General features: G+C 42.5%; 18 protein-coding genes and 1 pseudogene. 10 read left to right on the top strand and 9 right to left on the bottom strand.

Annotated elements, in window-relative coordinates; translation table 11 throughout:
- Positions 1-135 precede the first annotated feature (135 nt).
- The 4 genes and pseudogenes from ACUVXA_RS03625 to ACUVXA_RS03610 form a co-directional block, all read right to left on the bottom strand.
- Positions 136-423 carry a cupin domain-containing protein gene (locus ACUVXA_RS03625; RefSeq protein WP_445869871.1) on the bottom strand — a complete coding sequence of 96 codons (288 nt, stop codon included), beginning with the start codon at positions 421-423 and terminating at the stop codon, positions 136-138.
- Positions 424-645: 222 nt separating this feature from the next.
- Positions 646-2,550 (bottom strand): anaerobic carbon-monoxide dehydrogenase catalytic subunit, encoded by a 1,905-nt coding sequence (cooS, locus tag ACUVXA_RS03620; RefSeq protein ID WP_445869870.1) that lies wholly within the window; start codon positions 2,548-2,550, stop codon positions 646-648.
- A 205-nt stretch (positions 2,551-2,755) separates the two neighbouring features.
- A pseudogene (locus ACUVXA_RS03615) lies at positions 2,756-3,586 on the bottom strand (ATP-binding protein).
- An 11-nt stretch (positions 3,587-3,597) separates the two neighbouring features.
- Positions 3,598-3,834, bottom strand: coding sequence for a phosphohydrolase (locus tag ACUVXA_RS03610; RefSeq protein ID WP_445869869.1), 237 nt, complete (start codon positions 3,832-3,834; stop codon positions 3,598-3,600).
- Between the two features lie 87 nt (positions 3,835-3,921).
- On the opposite strand from ACUVXA_RS03610, the gene ACUVXA_RS03605 reads away from it, so the two are divergent.
- A complete protein-coding gene (locus ACUVXA_RS03605) occupies positions 3,922-4,332 on the top strand; it encodes a transcriptional regulator (RefSeq protein WP_445869868.1) in 411 nt (136 codons plus the stop codon).
- Positions 4,333-4,446: 114 nt separating this feature from the next.
- Here the strand turns inward: ACUVXA_RS03605 and ACUVXA_RS03600 are convergent, their stop codons facing one another.
- The 4 genes from ACUVXA_RS03600 to ACUVXA_RS03585 all read right to left on the bottom strand — a co-directional run bounded on the left by ACUVXA_RS03600 (position 4,447) and on the right by ACUVXA_RS03585 (position 7,371).
- Entirely contained in the window at positions 4,447-5,517 is a 1,071-nt protein-coding gene (locus ACUVXA_RS03600) for an alpha/beta hydrolase (RefSeq protein WP_445869867.1), read from the bottom strand.
- 111 nt (positions 5,518-5,628) lie between these two features.
- Positions 5,629-6,315 carry a hypothetical protein gene (locus ACUVXA_RS03595; protein ID WP_445869866.1) on the bottom strand — a complete coding sequence of 229 codons (687 nt, stop codon included), beginning with the start codon at positions 6,313-6,315 and terminating at the stop codon, positions 5,629-5,631.
- Positions 6,316-6,690: 375 nt separating this feature from the next.
- Positions 6,691-7,185 carry a hypothetical protein gene (locus ACUVXA_RS03590; RefSeq protein WP_445869865.1) on the bottom strand — a complete coding sequence of 165 codons (495 nt, stop codon included), beginning with the start codon at positions 7,183-7,185 and terminating at the stop codon, positions 6,691-6,693.
- A gap of 3 nt (positions 7,186-7,188) precedes the next feature.
- Complete coding sequence (locus ACUVXA_RS03585; protein ID WP_445869864.1) at positions 7,189-7,371, bottom strand: hypothetical protein; 183 nt, start codon at positions 7,369-7,371, stop codon at positions 7,189-7,191.
- Positions 7,372-7,516: 145 nt separating this feature from the next.
- Here ACUVXA_RS03585 and ACUVXA_RS03580 point away from each other — a divergent pair, with 145 nt between their 5' ends.
- The 8 genes from ACUVXA_RS03580 to ACUVXA_RS03545 all read left to right on the top strand — a co-directional run bounded on the left by ACUVXA_RS03580 (position 7,517) and on the right by ACUVXA_RS03545 (position 17,354).
- Positions 7,517-8,641, top strand: coding sequence for an isomerizing glutamine--fructose-6-phosphate transaminase (locus tag ACUVXA_RS03580; protein ID WP_445869863.1), 1,125 nt, complete (start codon positions 7,517-7,519; stop codon positions 8,639-8,641).
- 18 nt (positions 8,642-8,659) lie between these two features.
- A complete protein-coding gene (locus tag ACUVXA_RS03575; protein WP_445869862.1) occupies positions 8,660-10,138 on the top strand; it encodes an ADP-dependent glucokinase/phosphofructokinase in 1,479 nt (492 codons plus the stop codon).
- A gap of 95 nt (positions 10,139-10,233) precedes the next feature.
- On the top strand, positions 10,234-11,073 hold the full coding sequence (locus ACUVXA_RS03570; RefSeq protein ID WP_445869861.1) for an ATP-binding protein: 840 nt from the start codon (positions 10,234-10,236) through the stop codon (positions 11,071-11,073).
- Positions 11,074-11,097: 24 nt separating this feature from the next.
- Positions 11,098-11,331 (top strand): hypothetical protein, encoded by a 234-nt coding sequence (locus tag ACUVXA_RS03565; RefSeq protein ID WP_445869860.1) that lies wholly within the window; start codon positions 11,098-11,100, stop codon positions 11,329-11,331.
- Positions 11,332-11,544: 213 nt separating this feature from the next.
- Positions 11,545-12,621: a phenylacetate--CoA ligase family protein gene (locus ACUVXA_RS03560; RefSeq protein ID WP_445869859.1), complete on the top strand. Its 1,077-nt coding sequence runs from the start codon at positions 11,545-11,547 to the stop codon at positions 12,619-12,621.
- Between the two features lie 15 nt (positions 12,622-12,636).
- On the top strand, positions 12,637-13,980 hold the full coding sequence (locus tag ACUVXA_RS03555) for a phenylacetate--CoA ligase family protein (protein WP_445869858.1): 1,344 nt from the start codon (positions 12,637-12,639) through the stop codon (positions 13,978-13,980).
- A 199-nt stretch (positions 13,981-14,179) separates the two neighbouring features.
- Positions 14,180-15,676, top strand: coding sequence for a phytoene desaturase family protein (locus ACUVXA_RS03550; protein ID WP_445869857.1), 1,497 nt, complete (start codon positions 14,180-14,182; stop codon positions 15,674-15,676).
- 187 nt (positions 15,677-15,863) lie between these two features.
- Positions 15,864-17,354 (top strand): phytoene desaturase family protein, encoded by a 1,491-nt coding sequence (locus tag ACUVXA_RS03545; protein WP_445869856.1) that lies wholly within the window; start codon positions 15,864-15,866, stop codon positions 17,352-17,354.
- A gap of 35 nt (positions 17,355-17,389) precedes the next feature.
- Here ACUVXA_RS03545 and ACUVXA_RS03540 read toward each other — a convergent pair whose 3' ends face one another.
- The gene (locus ACUVXA_RS03540; protein ID WP_445869855.1) at positions 17,390-17,968 is read right to left on the bottom strand and encodes an Lrp/AsnC family transcriptional regulator; all 579 of its coding nucleotides are present in this window, start codon (positions 17,966-17,968) and stop codon (positions 17,390-17,392) included.
- 651 nt (positions 17,969-18,619) lie between these two features.
- On the opposite strand from ACUVXA_RS03540, the gene ACUVXA_RS03535 reads away from it, so the two are divergent.
- Positions 18,620-18,787, top strand: a complete 168-nt coding sequence (locus ACUVXA_RS03535; protein WP_445869854.1) for a hypothetical protein — start codon at positions 18,620-18,622, stop codon at positions 18,785-18,787.
- Positions 18,788-19,396 lie beyond the last annotated feature (609 nt).

Raw genomic sequence — 19,396 nt, 5'->3', positions numbered from 1 at the left:
ATATAATATTATGAATAATATATAAAATATGAAATTCTATTACACTACTTAATTTTCAGACAGGAACTATAATTTGAAACTAATGTACAGTATAAACTCTTATAGTAGGGACATCCTCTTCTCTCACTTCTCGAATCAAGACCGTATCATTGTTAAAAGCATTTTGAATTTTTTAACAGCTTTCAAAGCGTGCGGTTCATTAGCTGGCATAATAACCATATCCCCTTCTCTCACTCGAAGAGATTTGCCAGAAATAACGATTTCCGCTTCCCCGTCAAGAAGATATATAAAAGCATCAAAGGGTACTGTGTGTTCACTCAAACCCTGCCCCTCATCAAAAGCGAATAAGGTCACTGTTCCAGTCTTTTTATCAATTATAGTTCTACTAACCACAGCGTCTTCCTGATACTCAATTAAACCCATTAACTTTACCGCATGTCCTATCAGTTTTTGCGCATCTGTCTCTTTTTTGTCAGGTTCCAAAACTATTCAACCTCCATTCAACTAAATCCTTATCAACATACAAGATTTGTTTCATTTTCTGAAAACAGTTTCGATTTTTACTTCATTTCAAATACCTCTCGGATGAAAAAATAAGAAAAAAGGTAGGAAATCTAGAGCAAGTACATTGTTTCCGTTAAATTTTCAGATACCCAGTTTTTTTCTTTTTGTTTCTATATGGGCTAGGATGGCGTCTGCGGCTTTGGCTGGATCTTTTTCCACACTAAGCTGGGCACCGGTAATCTGCTTTAAGTCCTGAGTTAATAACTTGACGAGATTAGGTCCTCCGGTCACTGTGGGCACCGGGTTGACGTAAGTGAAAAGTCCTAAAGCCAAAGCGAATACTGCATCAATAGTTGCCTTCTGCTCCATGTATTCCGGAGCAACCGCTGCAACAGGCAGGTCTGGTAAGGGTACTCCTCCCAGCGCATTTGAGACGGCAGCCAATAGGTCGGCTAGACGTCCAGTATCGGTACAAGTACCATAGCTCAGAACCGGCGGAATCTTTAACTTTTCACAAATACTTTTCAACCCCGGCCCCGCAAACTGCTTAGCGTCTAAAGTACAGAGACCCGCCACTTGCATGGCTCCGTTTCCGCATCCCATGGAAAGAACCAGAACATCACGCTTAATCAGTTCCTTGGCCACATTCACACTGTGTACATCCTGACCGTAATCTCTCAGCGTAGTGCATGAAACAAGACCTGCGACCCCTCTCAAGGTTCCGTCCTTTATCGCTCCTAGAAGTGGGTCCAGAGTACCTCCTAGGGCTTCTAGAATGCTTTCGGTGGAGAATCCGACCAGGGCCTCTTTCATGGGTAAATTGGTGATGGGTTCAATAGATGCTCTGCGTTCCTTGAAGTTGTCTATAGCCATTTGCAGTAGCTGAGCCGCCTGTTCTTCAGCCTTTTCAGGAACATAGTTTATCCGTTCTTTTACGCCCTCAAAAGCCACCAACTCACTTACCGGCACAAGTTTGAACTTGTACTTTTGAGCGTAAAACGGGTCGATTTGCATAGAACAGTTCATATCACATGCGAAAAGGTCTACGCATCCACTGGCCAGAACTGCTTCCTGTGAAATCCAGTTCCCAGTAAAACCGTAAAAGGCGTCGTCCATCTTCCATCTCTGAATCATCTCTTGACCGGTTTCAATGTTCGCAATTACTCGCAGGCCTTTGGCACCCACGGCTTTCGCTTTTTCCTGCCATTCTGGTTTTCGAGCTAGTTGAACCATGGCAAATCCCAGAAAGGGCTCATGGCCGTTAGGCAGCACATTAACATAATCGGGATCCAAAACACCTAGGTCCACCCGCATAGTGTGCGGTCTTGGGATACCGTAAAGGATGTCCTGACAGTACTCGTTTACTATTTGGCTCTGATAAGCCATAGCCAAACTCAGACGCATAGCCTTGAAAGCCAAACTAGCGTAATAGCCATCAACATTAGTAAGACAGGAACTTGTGGCAAGCAACATCTCCCCATAAATTCCACCCGGGAATATCTCCAGTTTCCTCCAAACCTCTTTACGCTCCGGAGGAGCTAGGGCCTCCACGATTTTACTCGGCTCATAGTACTTTCTGTTAAAATCTTCCTCTACGAAGTCACACAGACGAATGGCAATTTCCTTTACTGATCCAGAGGTGTCTATTCCTAGTCGCCTGGAGAAAGTTTTTAATTTTTCAGGTTCTTTAATCTCAAACGGGGTCTTACCCATCGTTGTCGCTCTGAGAGTCTTAATTGTCTGATCTGTGTGGTAGTGGTAGGTTGACGCCCCCAAAACGTTTCTGAGTAGCATCATGCGCATAGCCATGCCATCAGCGGTGATGCCGCAAACTCCTCTCTTGTCTTTTTCCGCATCTGCCCGACACGGTCCGTTTGAACACAGGTCACACCGGGCTCCTGCCTGACAGAAAGGACACCTTCTGTCGGGATCACCACCCATTCCTTGGGCCTCGAATCGATCCCAAATATTGGTCATGTTGTCCTTTTTGATCCTTTCATACATCTTTTGAACAGACTGGTGGTAAGAAATTCTATCTTTCTCCATTACAAACCCTCCATTCTACATTTTCTAAAATTGCATGAATTATAACGAACGTTCAATAGAAATAAATAAATTGTGTTACATAAAACATTTTGAGCAATATTTTATAAATTTTTTTATTATAATTTATTATATATTGTGGATTTTTAACAATAACTTATAAAGATTAAATCGAAAAATAATTAAGATTCTTATGTGCGGTTTATCTTTACTGCTTTATATTACCTTTAATGTCGATGACTATTTTATTTGTTGGAATATTTTTTCCTGAGCGTTTAAGAGCTTCCTGTACAATTTGGTATAGTGCCTGACAACAGGGAACCTCCATTGTGACTACCGTTATGCTTTTTACACTTGACTGTTTTAATATTTGAGATAACTTTTCCACATAGAATTGAGTGTCATCAAATTTTGGGCAACCGATAACAGCCTTTTTTCCCCTCAAAAAGTCTCGGTGAAAGTTAGCGTAAGCGAGAGGTACACAGTCAGCAACCACTACCAAATCGGCATTAGCGAAGAATGGAGCACTTGGAGAAACTAGTCTTAACTTAACAGGCTATTGCCTCAATTCAGATTCCTGTCTTGTCTCCGAAATAAGCGAAGTATTCCTAGCTTCACCATAATTCACTACTCTTAAATCAGAACCACCAGAAAGAGTTTGAGAAATCTGACTCAGAGGTTCGCTTTCAAAATCGATCTCTATTCCTCTTTCTCTTAGATATGTTAAGGCTTCATTTAAAAAATCTTCTTGACCGTGATCTTTTAAATGTTTTAAATGAGCTTTTGTTACTTCTGTTCCTTGTTTAACTATGCTTTCAATTACCTTCCTTTCATTATAGGGCTCTGCTTCCCTTTCTATTATTTCCATTGCTCCTTGTGGACAACCACCAACACACGCTCCCAGTCCATCACATAAATAATCCCCTACAACCCTAGCCTTTCCGTTAATAATCTGCAACGCTCCTTCGGGGCAGTCGGGAATGCAAGCTCCACAACCATTGCATTTTTCCTCGTCTATTGTAACAATTTTTCGCATGATCTTCATTGCGTTTATCCCCCCTTTTCTGCGATTATTTTCTTACACTCTTCCGCGTATTCGCAATAATCTAGGCAAGATTGTACATTTCTTGAGACCTTTGCTCCACAGTTTGGGCAGTCTGTCTCCTCTTCATCGGTCCATATTTCAACGTTGCTTCCACAGTTTGCACATGGGATAAATTCGGGTTTTGGTCTTATGAAGTCACTTATTCCGGGGCACGTTTCCCTGATTTTATTACCTCTATACATTTTTCATTACTCCTCCATAAGTCAATATTACTATAGTAATAAAATATATATACTTTATGCAACAATATATCCTTTGAGGGTCCTACGATGTCAATCCCATGTGAAATAGCAGTAAAATGCGTCTTACCTGTAGTACGAGCCATGACAGCCAAAGAACTCGTAACAAAACACCAACTAAAACAAGTAGAAGTAGCCAAACTTCTGAGAATCAGTCAACCCGCTATAAGCTTATACGGTAGTAAAATACGCGGAAAAGCAATTGACTTGGAGAATGAAAGCGATGTTAAAAATTTAATAGAAAACTTAGCGGCTTCATTAGCTAAGGGTGAATTATCACATAGAGACTTCGTCTTAAGGTTTTGCGAAATTTGCAGAACAATTAGAGCGAAAGGGTTGATGTGTAAATTGCATAAGGCGTTCGACCCAAGCATTGACATTGAAAAATGCGGGTTGTGCTCACTTATCTCAGATGATAGATGCATTAAACAAAAATTATAATTACACACTTTTTCGTGCAAACCCAGACCACAAGTCGAATTATAACTTAATAAAAAAGGATAAAGAAAAAATGACAAATAAAAAAGAGATTGTATAAGATTGTATAGTATGGTTCTATTTGAATAGTTTTTGAACAAACTCGCCGATTTTGGCTATTGCTTCTTTTGCCTCGGGCAATTCGTATAATCCAAAGGATTGCCACACATGGGGCATATCATCCCAAGTTTGCAAACTTGCATTCACACCAGCTGCCTTAGCTCGGTCTACAAGGCCTCTGCAACCACCGAAGAGCATTTCAGATGTACTCGCTTGAAGTAGCAGAGGCGGTAAACCTTTCAAATCTGCACATATTGGAGAAATCAAGGGATCACTGGGGTCTGCTCCCCCTAAAAATGCTGGGATCCACCAGAAAAGCCCGACATCTGCTAAAACGGGATCAGTCTCAGCATTTTCAAAAAACGATTCGTCAGAGCCCGTCCAATCGGTTGCTGGCGAAAGACAAACTGCTCCGGCAGGTAAAGGTATTCCGTCGTCTCGTAATTTCAAGAGTGTTGTGAGTGTCAAATTTCCTCCTGCTGAGTCTCCGGCAATTACAATATTTTTAGGTTTAATACCAGTTGAAAGAAGCCATTTGTATGCAGTGGTGCAATCCTCCAGTTGGGCGGGATGCGGATGTTCGGGCGCGAGTCGGTAATCCACACTTAGTACGCGCATCTTTGTTAACTGTCCTAATGTGACCGTAAACAATCGATGGGTATTCGGAGAGCCTAAAACCATGCCTCCTCCGTGGAAATATAATAGAACTCGGTCTTCTTTTGCGCCGGGGGCGGTTTGCCACTCTGCAGGAACTCCACCCGCATCGACTGTTTCAATCTTTACATCTTTGGGGATGGGGTGTTTTTTCTGGTCAACATTTGCTGCATAATCAAAGGAGTATCGGAATAACTTGGTTAAGAAATTCATTTCATCTTTTGTCAACCAATCATATAGGTCATCTATGGTCCTCTCTCTCTTAAAGAAATGCTCATTTCCCTCCATCAGTTTCTGCCATAGGGCTGGGAAGTCGACTCCTTGATTCTCCTTGGCCTTGAGAAATTCTAAAACACCGTTTGTTTGTTCCCTTAATAGATCATCCATGAGCTTAAGCACATCGGGGCGAATTTTTGATCTATTTAAAATTGGCATATTATCACACTTCCTATAATCTGGATTATATAATTTTACTGGCTGATAAATATTTTTAAAACAAATTTCAGTTTTGAATATAATTTAGAATGTTAAATTGTTAAAATTTACCTATTTTTGTTCCTTTTTTGCCTTCCATCGCTTTAGTGCTCTTTCCTCCAGTATTTTCGAGTATTTTTCCCAGTCGCCTCCTTCTGTGCCTTCTTTTCTCCTCCATAGCCTAAAGCGGCAGGTTTCCGCTCCTGCGGGGATTATCCACTGGAACTCTGCATCAAAGAAAATATCTCCTCTATCTCGGAAATACTTTCTTACCCCCTCCACTAGGTAGCGTTGCACTCGACAATCAAAGGGTTTATACTCGTACTGGTGGGGGCACCACAGAATGTCAAATATAGCTTCGTCCTCACTCAGGATTTCCGGTTTTTCAATAGAGGTCCAGAAAACAGTGTTCAGCCAGGTCGCCACAAAGCTGGCTTTCTCTATGTCGGTTGTGCCTTCTGGAAACTGAGCGTCTTCATAGCTCTGCTTAGCTATGTCGTATCCCACTTTTCTTAATGCTTCGCTGACCACCTTCTGGCCTTCCGGCCCAAAATTTTCCTCCACATCCTCCATGATTTGTAACACGCTCATACCCATCATGGTTCCCCAAACTAACAGGGTGGAGGGATCAAAATCCGGTCTACCCATCACATCTCTTCTAAAACTCTCAATAGTCTCCTTATAGGGCATATTAAATTTTGTCCCTTTCCAATTTCTCTCTTTTCGTTTACCTTTTGAACCAATTCCTTCAGTAATCATGCAAACACCTCAAATCTCTAGGCAAAAACAATGGTAAGCCCCTAAAAAATTTAACCCTAATTTACCGGATGATGAAAAGTCTCAACAAATTATCATTCGTGGAAAAATGAGAAATGATAACCACATATTTAAGTAGCACTCCTAGGGGTTGGCTTATTGTAGTGTGATCTGCTTTTTCTCGCCTCGGCGTGTCTCTTTCAATCACCATTTTTCAACACAAATGTGTTAAAAAAGGTGGAAAAAAAGGGTTGTCTGACTTATAACAACTGCAGATTCTTAACACGAGGAGCGGCGATTAAACATGTGGATGATTGTACTTATTGTTTCAAATTTAAATTTAAATAGAATAGATTTATGGGGTAAATTCTGTTTCTTTTATTTTTCTTTTTTCTTTGCTTTCCATCTTTTAAGTGCTCTTTCCTCCAGTATTTTTGAGTACTTTTCCCATTGGCCTTCTCCGCCTTTGTTTTTCCAGATCCTAAAACGGCAGGTTTCGGCTCCTGCGGGGATTATCCACTGAAATTCTAGGTCGAAATTAATATCTAGCTTTTCTCGGAGAAATCTCAAGACGCCTTCAACGAGATAGCGTTGGCACCGGCAGTCGAAGGGTTTAAAGATGTCTTGGTGGGGACACCAGAGAATGTCGAATATAGCCTCTTCATCGCTTAATATTTCAGGTTTTTCAATTGAGGTCCAGATAATGGTATTTACCGCTGTGGCTACAAAGCTGGCTTTCTCTATGTCGGTGGTGCCATCTGGAAACTGAGCGTCTTCAAACATTTGTTGGGTGGCGTCGTATCCCACCTTTCTTAGTGCTTCGTTGACCACTTGTTGTCCTTCGGGTCCAAAGTTCTCCTCCACGTCTTCCATTATTTATAACAAGCCCTTGGACATGTAGACTCCCCAAATGAACAGGGTTGCCGGATCAAAATCTGGTCTTTCCATCACTTCTTTTCTGAAACGCTCCGTAGCTGCCCGGTAAGGCTCCTTAAATTTGGTTCCCTTCCAGTTTTTGTCATTTCTTTCGCCTTTCGCTAAAATTCCATCCGTAATCATAAAAATCCACCTATTTCAATTTGTGTGAACTACAAAAAGAATTTGATATATTAAATTTTTCAAAAAGTTCAAACTCTCTTGGGAAAGGGAATCTGGTAAACTTTTTAAAATATGGCAATAATTTCTATTAAAAGGAGTGATGCTGGTGTCGGAAAATTCTCCTAGGGGTTCTTGGACTCCGGAGATGGTGGAGAAGGGTGGGTATCCCCATTTTATGCTTAAGGAGATTCATGAGCAGCCTAAAGTATTAAAAAATGCGCTCAGTTTGAGAACCGAAGTGTGTCATCAGGCAGCTGGAATTCTTAACGATTCTGCACAGGTGTATATAACTGCGGCGGGCACTTCAAATCATGCCGGGTTGGCTGCGCGTTACATGTTCACTAAGCTTTCCGCAGTTCGAGCCCAGAACATAATATCTTCCGAGTTTCCCCAACTAACTGGGGAGCTTCTGGATGAGAATGATGTGGTGCTCGCTATTAGTCAGTCCGGAGAAACGGCAGACACGATAAACGCGGTTAAGCATGCTAAGAGGCAAGGAGTTAAAGTGGTTTCACTAACAAATGTTATAGACAGCACTATGAGCAAGCTTTCCGACTATACTATTTATACCTACGCGGGACCAGAGTACGGACTTGCGGCTACAAAAACTTTCCTGGTTCAGGTTGCATGTTTATCGTTATTATCACTAGAATTGGCTCTTATGAGAGGTTCACTTAGTAGCAAGGAGGTTAATAAACTTAGAGACGGACTAATGAAGACACCGCTGATTGTTGATATGACGATCAAAAAACAGGACAGAGTAGTTAGAGATATAGCTTATCGATACGCAAACAAGTCCAGCTTTCTTTTCTTGGGGTGTGGTATTAGTACCGCCACTGCTATGGAGGGAGCTTTAAAACTTAAGGAAACCGCTTATCTTCACGCTGAAGCCTATCCCGCGGGGGAGTCGAGACACGGACCGATAGCCCTAATAGAGCCAGGGTTCCCAGTGTTCATTATTGCTCCTCCTGATGAGAATTATGATAAGCTGGTCAAAAATCTGAAGGAGATTAAGGCACATAAGGCCAAAATAATCAGCGTGGTGCAGGAAAATGATTCTAAGGTAAGAGGATTATCTGACCACTCAATTAGCATCCCTGAGACTGAGACAATATTTTCTCCTATACCCTATGTTATACCCTTACAGTTATTTGCTTATTTTGTCGCTTTTAAAAGAGGGTACAATCCAGATAAACCAAGATACTTGGTAAAGGCGATCACAGAACCCTAAAAACATTGAGGAATTTCCATGTTTGCAGAAGAATGGACTAAAAAATATTCTCAAGCCCTCCAGGAGGTTAGCCAGTGCATTGGGCTTTGTCGCATGTTTATCACTGGCTTAAACACCAACATTGATGGACTTATACATGTTAGTGGCAAAGAAATAGAAAATATAATAACTGAAAAAAAATTGGCAAATGAAGTTATCTATAAATTAGATAATCCACCGAGAGAGATTAGAACATTTTCCGATGTATTAGCCGGAATACTTTACTGCGCCAAAACCGGTGACGGAGAAGAATGGTTTATTCGCGACCCCCAGATCATCGAAATGATCAAGTCAATTTTTAGCTATGATAGGCTTCGCATGGGAGGACAGTGTGGAATAATGACCAATGTGCTGGCTCTAATGAACCTGAGGGTCATACCGAATGTGGTGGAGCTCCCCCCATTACAGGCAGAGCAATTCACCACAGAAATTGGAGAAGTCCTGATACCTCGATTTGAAGGAAAGGAAATAGTTTTCAAGAAACCTTTAGAAGCAGCGAGGCACGGTGATAAAGTATTCATTCATTGGATATTTGAGTTCGACAACCAATTCAAAGCAAGAATTAATCAGGAAATAGTTGAAGCACCAGTTGAAAACAGATTCATAGCCACCTATGACGACGAAAACGTTAAGCTAAAAACGGATCCGGCGTTCCGGGAGGGAACCTTAAAAGTAATCTCCGAAGTGGGGAAAGTGATACTCTCCGGCTATCATATGCTTCAGACTAGTTATTCCGACGGGTCAAAACCTGAGGACTACATAAAAGAAACCTTGGAGCTGATCAATTCTTGGAGAGAACGAAATCCGGAACTGCGGATACACAGCGAGATAGGATTTCTAGCTGATTCGGCCTTAAGAAAATCTGTTCTAGACATGATAGCTCCAAGAATGGATTCCATTGGTTTAAACGAGGATGAATTAGCAGATAATCTGTATACTTTAGGACATAAAAATAATCTCAGAAAAATAAGGGCTCTGGATGCTCCCCAGATTTACAAGGGAGCGAGAAAAATTATGGAGAGGTATCAGCTGTCTCGCATTATGGTGCACACCAGAGAATTTTCCCTAAGTTTAACGAAATCTGATTACGGAATCAATCCAATAGACGAACTATATTCTATAATATTTGGATCACTATTCGCAGCTACCCTCGCACACACTGGAATTTTCCCCACAATTAGAGCCGCGGAAAAAACTCTCAAAAGCGGTGACCTAGTAGTAAGCGAAAAGGGTCTAATGGAACATCAGAAACTTGCTGAATTACTTGAAGATGAGGAGAATTACCCCAAACAAAAATTTCTAAAAGAGGGATTCACCGAGACAGAGCCCTCAATAGCTTTTACTCCCTCAAAGTTAACAGAGCCAAAAGCAACCGTGGGAATGGGAGACACCATAACCTCAGCCAGCCTAGCGGGAGAAGAAGCACTAACACGCAGAGCCAAAAAAATACCAACATAATTTATAAACACCACCATTATAAAGTATTAATAATTTAATAGTATTGATTTTGATCTTTAAACGCTTATCCTAAACTTTTGAAAGGAGGAATTATTGTGTGCCAGTATTGTGTTGAACACGGCATGGGTACCAAGTGGTATCTCAATCCTAAGAATCTGAATCTTAAGAAAGCTTGGGAAGATGCTAATATTCGATCTGTTTTGGAGTCTCTAGCACTTGGCGGCCCCAAGGCTCTGGTTGAGACTATAGCTACTGTGAATGCCTTAGTTGAGGAGTTGCCTTACTCCAAGGATGCGCTAGACGCATTAAATAAGATGGCTGAAGGGGCTAATGGAGGCCAGGTCATTCCGCTGGAAGACGCAATTCAAATTCTTAAGACCCCCGAGAAGTTTGATATGAAAATCGGGCTAACCTACTGTGCTTGTAGAAAACAGTGGGGCGGACAAAATAAATTGGTCTGTATGCACTTTGAGCCCTTCTGTGATATTCTAAAGAAATCCCAAGGCACCTTATCCAAGTATGACAGATACATTACAGCCGACGAAGCCATAGATATTTGTAAGGAGTCTTCTAAGGAAGGTCTCGTTCCCTGGGTTCAGTGGGCTTCAATGCCGAACGTAATCGGTGTCTGTAACTGTGATTTACCCTATTGCATAGTGTTCAGAACGAGGATGCTTTCCGGTGTTAGAAACGCCGCTATCAAAAGCCACTACATCGCACAGATTGATCCGAGCAAGTGTGATGGTTGCGGAGGAAGTCCCCAATGCATACTAGCGTGCAACTTTGGAGCTATAAAATTCTCCAGACTTGAGCAGTTTTCAGTTGTAGATCCCACGGTATGCTTTGGTTGTGGAGTGTGCAGAGAAAGGTGTCCAAATAAGGCCATAAGTCTGGTTGACCGGGAGAGTGTGGAAGTAGCAAAAGACCTCTGGTAAGTTGTAGGAAAGGAGGTAGTGATTTTGAAAAAATACAATATAATAATTAATATGGAGAAGTGTGTGGCTCCTGGAAAATGCGACCTGAAATGCATAAAAACCTGCCCTCTTAAGGTTCTAGCATATTACCCCACAGATACTTCAAGAGAGGATAGCCCTGTGGTCATAATGGCTACCTTTCCCTTTTTATGTAATGGGTGCCTATATTGCGTCGAGGTTTGCCAACCAAAGGCTATCTCCGTTTCACCACCAAAATAGTCTTAGAAAAAATTTAGGGATAAAAATTATGGGCAAGTCTCTGAGTCCATAAACGAGTAGAATAATTTTTCATCCTGTTTTTTAGCAAAAATCAAAAGTTTTTAGGGTGTTTTCTAGAAAACCTATATATCTAACATAATTAAAATAATAGTGATTTCCCCAATTTTCAGACTTTTCGCACTAAAATGGATTTAATTTTTGGGGGAGATTGAAATGGAGGTTGAAACATTTTACAACCCTAAAATGGAAAATATGCCCCGGTCTGAAATTGAAAAACTTCAATTAGAACGCTTAAAAACCCAGATAAAATACGTTATAAACTACTCCGCTATAGAGCGGGAAAAACTCCAAGATGCAGGAATCAAAGAAGACTCGATTAAAACCCTAAAAGATCTGGATAAAATACCCACAATAACCTTAGAGGAAATAAGAAAAAATATCACAGATACCAGAGACCCCTACGGCGGAACTAGGTGTATCGGAGAAGGACAGTTCTGTGTGGTTTTTGAAATATTTGATCAAGCTCCTCCCAAACAAGATCCCTTTTACTTAACCATGACTAAAGGAGACTTTATGAACGCTGTGGAAATGTTCACACGTTACTTTACAATGATAGGTGTAAGAAAAGGAGACCGCATGTTGATACAGGGAGTAGTAGATCCCACAGACATATACCCGGCCATAATTAATTCTACGAGTCTCCACCTTGCTCCCTCGGTGGTTGAGATTCTCGGCAGCCTTTCGCTTCAGATAGGAATACCAATGCCCAGGCTCCTAGCCGCGGGAATAGATGGGGCAAAAGCCTTTAACTGGGTTAAATTCTTCAAATCCCCCGTGCTCATAGTTTCACCCGAGATGGTGAACCAGATTGCAGCTATCGGAGAAATGGAGGGAATAAAAGCCAAAGACCTAGGGGTTAAAATAATTGTTTACCCCGACCACAAAAACCTTCTCAAACCCAGCAAGAGACGGGAGCTCCAAGCAGCTTGGAACGCCGAAGTGTATGGCATGCTCTGCAACTCGGAAACCGCCCTCCACGCGGTGGAGTGTAAAGAGCACGCCGGACTACATGTCTGGGAGGATCTCTACCTGGTTGAAGCTGTGGATTCCCAAACCGGCAAACCTGCTCCCGAAGGAGAAATGGGAAAACTTACCATCACAAACCTCTACGCCCAAGGAACACCGATTCTAAGATACATGACGGACATTGATGTGAAGTTGGATAAAACGTTTTGTAATTGTGGGAGAACCCATCTGAGAATACTTTCCCAAGACTATCAGGAGAGGTAAAAGGAGGAATAGAAGATGAGCGAATACTGGAACCCCCAAATGGAGACCATGAAAAAAGCTGAATTGGATGAAATTAAGCTGAAAAGAATAAAAGCCATAGTAAGTTACGCTTATCGGAACTCTCAATTCTATAAAGAATTATACGATGAGATGGGAGTAAACCCGGAAGACGTAAAAACCTATGATGACTTCAGAAATAAAATCACCCTGTTCCGAAAAGACCAGATTCGAGATAAAAGAGTGGAAACCGGAGATCCTTTCGGCACCATGCTCACAATTCCCCCAGACCAGATAGAAAGAATTCATCCCTCAACCGGAACCACAGGAGCTCCAACATTCACAGCCCTCACAGCAGAAGAAGTCCACGTGGCCAGCGAACCGTGTACTAGACTAGCCTGGATGTGGAAAATACGCCCCGGAATGAGACTGCTCTCAGCAATACACTTTGTGGGATTCTGGGGCTGGTGGAGCACCTTCCTAGGCGTCCTCACCATGAACAAACTAGGGCTCAACACCGAGCTCATCGCTTATAACGCATACCTGCATTTATTCGGATTCCCCACCGCGCGCATGTCTCTAGGGAAGTTTAAGGGCGACTGGGCACTGTTACCACCGGATACAGCTTTGGCCTGTATTAATGAGTTCGCGAAAATGGGCAAGGATCCTAAGGATGCCATTCCCGGTTTGAAGTATGTTACTTCCGCTGGTGAGGCCATTTCTCCAAAACACAGAAAATATCTCATGGAGAAATTCGGGCTCCTAGACTGGTTTGACGCTTGGGGCTGCAGTGATCCATTCACCATAGCCGGAGAATGCCATGTCCATGACGGACTTCACGCATATTCTGACTATTGGACTCTGGAGCTTATTGACACCGAAACCGAAGAACTCTTAGGCCCCGGTGAAAGAGGCGAAATAGTGGTCACAAACCTCTGGATGCGAGCCCTACCCTTTATAAGATTCGGCACCGAGGACTTTGGTGAACAGATAGACGAGACCTGCGATTGTGGAAGAACCCACCCCCGGGTTAAGGTTTATGACCGAGCCTCATGGGTTGTTGACGTTGCTGGAAAGAAGGTTTCCCCCTTTTCTCTGCGGCTCATCATGGAGCGCCACCCAGAAACCGAGGAAGCATCCTTCAACATTATTAAAGACGCTAAAAAAATGAACATCCTGAAAATTAAGGCATCCTACAAGGAAGGCATTACAAAAGATCCCGAGGAGCTCAAAAATAGAATAGCCGGGGACATAAAGAAAGAGCTAGGGGTTGAAGCCGAAATCGAGTGGATACCCTACGAACAATTGCATAAGACTCTGCACAAGATTACCAGAATGGTGGACCTCACAAAGGAAGGCTAATTTCTAAGCTTCCATTTCTTCCTTTCAGAAAATTTTAACATCCATTCAAATTTTTTTAATTACCATTCAGAAAATTTTAATATGTACTCACATTTATATCGCTATAATAGTTCCGTCTGAGAAGTACCTACTTAGAAAAGTTGTTTACGATTATGCAGAATTAATAACAATTTCTAAGCTTTAGTATGGATGGATGAAGATGTCTGAAAAGTATGATGTAATTGTGGTTGGTGCGGGTCTTGGGGGTCTCTCCGCCGCAGCCTCGCTGGCTAAGAATGGACAGAAAGTGCTTTTGCTGGAAAAGCATTATCGTGCCGGCGGTTACGCGGGCAGTTTTGTCCGGGGCAGATTCGAATTCGAAATCGCACTGCATGAACTCTCTGGTTTAAATTTAGATGCTAAACGTGGCTTCTTCTACAAATATATGGAAAATCTGGGAATAACAAACAAAGTTGATTTTGTCAAACTTGACACGGTTTACCGCTCCGTTTTTCCCGATATGGAAGTCACAGTTCCCGCGGGAAGAGAGGAAGCTGAAGGGGTTTTGGTAGACACCTTTCCCAAGGAGGCCGAGGGGATAAAGCGTTTCATGGGAAGAATGAGTGCTACCAATAAGGCTCTGGCACTGATCCAAAGGGGAGCGGACTTTTCTCAGCCAGAAATCAAGGAAAATTTTTTACCTTACTTGGATAAAACTCTGGCAGGTGTTCTTAACGCGGATGTTAAGGATCCCAAAACTCGTGCGGTTTTATGCCAACTCATGGGTTACTGTGGTCTACCTCCCTCAGAACTATCGTATTTAATATACGCAGTCGTTTATGATACGTATATTCATTTTGGAGGAGCCCAAGTCAAAGGTACCTCTCAAAGCCTCGCCAACGCATTTGTAGATGTCATCCAAGAGATGGATAGCGAAGTTCGAGTCAATTGTGGGGTTAAAAAAATCCTCACCGAGGGTGACCGAGTCACAGGAGTGTTAACGGAGGACGGTGAGACATTTCGTTCGGACTATATTATCTCAAATGTTAATCCCTTAACAACCTGTGCCGGAATGATCGGCGTAGATAAAGTTCCTAGTTCCTTTTTTGAAAAATTGCAAACTAAAGAAATCGCCATGGGAACCATGAACGTGTACCTGGGGTTAGATGTTCCCTACCAAGAACTGGGAATAGATGAGTTCGAAATATTTTTCAACGAGGGATACGACTTTGACGCAGCTTGGGCGAAAAGCAGAGTTAGTATAGAACCCGCAGACTTCGCATTGGCTACCTACAACGTCGCATACTCAGAAGCCTCTCCCCCAGGCACCACAGCTGCAGTTATCACCACCTTGAGCTACGCTGACCCCTGGTACAAAGTTCCCCCCTCAGAATACGTACACACTAAGAACAGAATGGGTGAAAAACTGTTACAAAAGGTGGAAAAATTCTATCCGGGAATTAGAGAGCACATAGAGGTTATTGAGGTATCTACCCCCCTAACAAACATGCGGTACACCGGCAATCCTGGAGGCTCTATCCTTGGCACACCCTATAGTCCAGACAACATCTTTGCAAACCGGTTACCCCAACAGGGACCTGTAAAAGGTCTCTACTTTGCGGGAGCCTGGACTCAGATAGGAGGCGGCTTCCAGACCTGTATCATGTCCGGAATGTTAGCCGCACAAACGGTAATCGCTCAATTAATGAAAAAGTAGGAGGCGGACACAATTTCCGAAAAGTATGATGCCATCGTGATTCTATGCATTACCCATAAGTGCTACGAGTAATTGCTTTCCTCTAATTTTATGCAAGATACGCATATTTTCTTGTTCCCACGATAAAAAATATTACGTATATGATAAAAAATTAGAGAGCAAAAATTACCCATAATAATTGTGGGTAATGCATAGCATCGTGATTGGGGCTGGTATGGGAGGACTTTCCGCTGCCGCCACACTAGCCAATAATGGACAAAAGGTGTTGCTACTGGAAAAACACTGGAGACCTGGAGGCTATGCGGGTAGTTTTGTGAGAGGTAGATTTGAATTCGATATAGCATTGCATCAAATCTCTGGTCTAGACTTGTTAGGCAAACGAGGTTTCCTCTATCGTAATTTTGAAAATCTAGGTATTACAAAGAGGTTGGATTTTGTCCGGCTTCCTAATGTTTACCGCTCCGTTTTTCCAGATTTGGATGTCACTCTTCCCGCGGGGAGAGAGAATGCTGAGGGCGTTTTATTGGACACCTTTCCCCAGGAATCGGAAGGAATAACCCGCTTCTTGGATAGGGTGGAAGCCACGGGCAAGGCTCTGGTCACGCTGCAGCGCGGAGCAAGCTCAGAAGAGGAAAAAAAGAACATCAAGGAGAACTTCTTTGCCTATAAAGATAAAACCCTGGCAGAAGTTCTTAATGCGGATGTTAAAGATCCTAAGGCCCGAGCAGTAATAGCACAAATTTTTGCCTATTTTGGTCTACCTCCTTCAAGAGTATCCTACTTAATATATGCTTTAGGTTGGGGGGACTATCTGCGATACGGGGGAGCCCAAATTAGGGGCACCTCCCAAATGCTTGCTAACGCTTTTGTGGACGTTGTTCAAGAGATGGACGGAGAGGTTCGATTTAACTGCGGAGTAAAAAAGATCCTTACAGAGGGAGGAAGAGTAACTGGTGTGGTAACCGAGAAAGATGAGAAAATAGAATCCGACCATATTATTTCAAATGTGAATCCCATAACTACCTGTGCTCAAATGATTGGAGTAGACAAGTGTCCTGGTTCGTTTTTCCAAACCTTGCAGGCCAAAGAAATTGCCATTGGATCAATATGCGCCTATATGGGTATAGATATTTCCCATGAGGAGCTAGGAATAGACGATTTTGAAATATTTATGAACTCTAGTTATGATTTTGAATCCTTCTGGGATAAGCTTAGGACCAGCATCGAACCCGCAGATTTCGGATTAGCATGCTATAACGCCGCCTATCCGGAAGCATCCCCTCCGGGCACCTCAATCATAGTACTTACAACCACAAGCTATGCTGAACCCTGGTACAAAGTTTCTCCCCCAGAATACGTGGAGACCAAGAATAAGGTTGCCGATATAATGCTGAAGAGAACCGAAAAAGTCTTCCCGGGAATAAGAGAGCACATAGAGGTCATAGAAGTATCCACACCACTAACCAACATCAGATATACTGGAAATCCGGGTGGCGCTATCTACGGGTGGCCTTATTCCCCAAAAGAAACCCTTATGAACCGGCTACCACAGGAAGGACCTCTTAAAGGACTCTACTTCGCCGGAGCTTGGACTCAGATAGGGGGTGGTTTCCAGCCCTGCATAATGTCCGGCATGATGGCCGCGCAAAAAGTGATATTTGAGTTAACTAAAAAATAGAACCAAAATCAAATGAGGGAAACTAGACTGAGAGACTACCATATTTTCCCTTTGTAATCTGACATCATGGGACAACCGAGACATCTTTTTTCCTGGTAGCTCTTACATTTGCCGCAATTTATTTCGAGTCCGCAGAATGGGCGGTCTAGAATTTTTATTTTCATCTGGTAAGGTATGATAAGCTCTTTTGCAGCTGAGATTATTATGTTGAATTCGATATTCTTAACTTCTTCCAGTTGCCCCAGGTGGCATTCCACTATGGACTGTAGGGTTGCTATATCCTCACCTATGAGCATTAGGAGCACGTTACTTTGGCCCGATACGGTGAATCCGTTTAAAAAATATGGACAATTTTGAAAAATTTCCAGCACTTTAGTGCTGTTGGTAGTGGTGACCTCCACTTTAGCTACGTTAAGACCCATCTTTAGGGGGTTTACCCCGTAAACCTTATGGAAGATGCCCGCATCCCTCAGTTTTTTTATCCTCATGGCAACTGAGGGTTGGGATAGGTTAATGATATCTGCGATTTGTTCTTGGGGGATTTCGGGATCCTCGCTTAGAAGGGTTAATATCTCACGGTCCTTCTCGTCCAATTTGAGAACATTTTCCGTCATTTTAACCAATTAAGGTGTTTATTCACGGAATTATATGAATATTGCGAATTTTCAAATAATGATTATAATTTATAAGCAATTTTACCAGATAAATAATAGATTATAATAGATAATCTTATTAAATAGTTAAACGATGAAAAAATTAGAAAAAACTAAATAAAATAAACCTCCCACAGCCATAACACTCACAACCCCACGCACCGAACTGGGAGGTGCTGGATCAGCGAGAAGCAAAAACCCCCACACAAAAGGTAGAGGCTCTGGGGATGCTTACTTGGGTTGGAGGGCCCCTAAACACTAGGCTGGGAGGAGGGGTCCCCCCAAGTAAGCAATCGCTCCCATAATTCATAGAGTATAGAATTCAAAACTCAAAAAATAGGCTTCCAGAGGTGGATGAAAGAGCTTCACAGATTCCCTATTCATGGTTATGTGACCACCCCCCTCTCTCCCTCGCACATTTTGATCTGTGAAGCTCCATTACACACTCTGCCAAAACAGAATGATAAAAATAGATGCAGACAATGCAAGCCGTAGATATTCTATTAAAACCATTAAGGAATAAATACACTTCACCAAATCGAAACGTGAAATCTTTCAAAGCTTGCATTAAGAAGATTGAAACAGGAGCTAAAAATGAAGGAGAATGATAAAATGTCTAATACAGTCGGTATAAGAGAGAAAGCTACTCTGATAGTGGAATTTAATACTTGGAAGAAGCTGAATCAACTCAAAAACGATCTTGGATTTAAATCCATTGACGCGGTAGTAGATTATTTACTGAATGAGCATAGCATGAAACTCGAAGAATTTAATTTTTAAAAAAGTTACATAACCTTGGCGAGAAAGCCCCCGACTTCTAGTCGCGGGGATGAATCGCCAAAAAGCTTATTTGAAAGTAGGGTATATAAATAGCTGTTGGTAGCTGAAGGGTTTGGCTTGGGCTCAGGAGGCTAAACAAGACGCAGCCCCCATGAGGGTGCCAACATAGACGCCGTTCCCTTGAGGGAAGGGCGTGTTAACCGGGTGGTGGCACACCCGTTGCTTCGAAGGCGTTGAGCCAGAAGCAAGAATCCCCCGACTTTAGTCGAGGGGAGTGTCAACAAGAGTGGTCTAATTCTTCTTAATATCCTCCATAAAACTTACTGCCCTTTTTGCAGTATCTATTTTTATTTTTAATTTTACACCCCACTTTCCGCACCCTTTACGAATATTTTGGGGTTTTTTCGTTTTTCCAATTACTGCTTGTTTTCTTTGCTTGGATTCAAAAACCTTTCAGAAAAATTTGTCCCCGGGGAAGGCTTTCCCCGTGTTTAATTCCCCACTCCCAGTTTTTAACCTGTTGTGGTGGCCGGTTGGAGACCGCGGTTCCCCTCCTTTTTTAACGCCACGGTGTAGAAAAATGGGGGCAGGGGACGCAGAAGCCGGCAC

It is taken from the genome of Candidatus Jordarchaeum sp., from assembly GCF_052745115.1.
This window is presented reverse-complemented; position numbering and strand designations above follow the sequence as displayed.

Coding starts and splice junctions, on each gene's coding strand:
- ACUVXA_RS03625 (WP_445869871.1), bottom strand. CDS start 423: ATGGGTTTAATTGAGTATCAGGAAGACGCTGTGGTTAGTAGAACTATA.
- cooS (WP_445869870.1), bottom strand. CDS start 2,550: ATGGAGAAAGATAGAATTTCTTACCACCAGTCTGTTCAAAAGATGTAT.
- ACUVXA_RS03610 (WP_445869869.1), bottom strand. CDS start 3,834: ATGTATAGAGGTAATAAAATCAGGGAAACGTGCCCCGGAATAAGTGAC.
- ACUVXA_RS03605 (WP_445869868.1), top strand. CDS start 3,922: ATGTCAATCCCATGTGAAATAGCAGTAAAATGCGTCTTACCTGTAGTA.
- ACUVXA_RS03600 (WP_445869867.1), bottom strand. CDS start 5,517: ATGCCAATTTTAAATAGATCAAAAATTCGCCCCGATGTGCTTAAGCTC.
- ACUVXA_RS03595 (WP_445869866.1), bottom strand. CDS start 6,315: ATGATTACTGAAGGAATTGGTTCAAAAGGTAAACGAAAAGAGAGAAAT.
- ACUVXA_RS03590 (WP_445869865.1), bottom strand. CDS start 7,185: ATGGAAGACGTGGAGGAGAACTTTGGACCCGAAGGACAACAAGTGGTC.
- ACUVXA_RS03585 (WP_445869864.1), bottom strand. CDS start 7,371: ATGATTACGGATGGAATTTTAGCGAAAGGCGAAAGAAATGACAAAAAC.
- ACUVXA_RS03575 (WP_445869862.1), top strand. CDS start 8,660: ATGTTTGCAGAAGAATGGACTAAAAAATATTCTCAAGCCCTCCAGGAG.
- ACUVXA_RS03560 (WP_445869859.1), top strand. CDS start 11,545: ATGGAGGTTGAAACATTTTACAACCCTAAAATGGAAAATATGCCCCGG.
- ACUVXA_RS03555 (WP_445869858.1), top strand. CDS start 12,637: ATGAGCGAATACTGGAACCCCCAAATGGAGACCATGAAAAAAGCTGAA.
- ACUVXA_RS03550 (WP_445869857.1), top strand. CDS start 14,180: ATGTCTGAAAAGTATGATGTAATTGTGGTTGGTGCGGGTCTTGGGGGT.
- ACUVXA_RS03545 (WP_445869856.1), top strand. CDS start 15,864: ATGCATAGCATCGTGATTGGGGCTGGTATGGGAGGACTTTCCGCTGCC.
- ACUVXA_RS03540 (WP_445869855.1), bottom strand. CDS start 17,968: ATGACGGAAAATGTTCTCAAATTGGACGAGAAGGACCGTGAGATATTA.
- ACUVXA_RS03535 (WP_445869854.1), top strand. CDS start 18,620: ATGTCTAATACAGTCGGTATAAGAGAGAAAGCTACTCTGATAGTGGAA.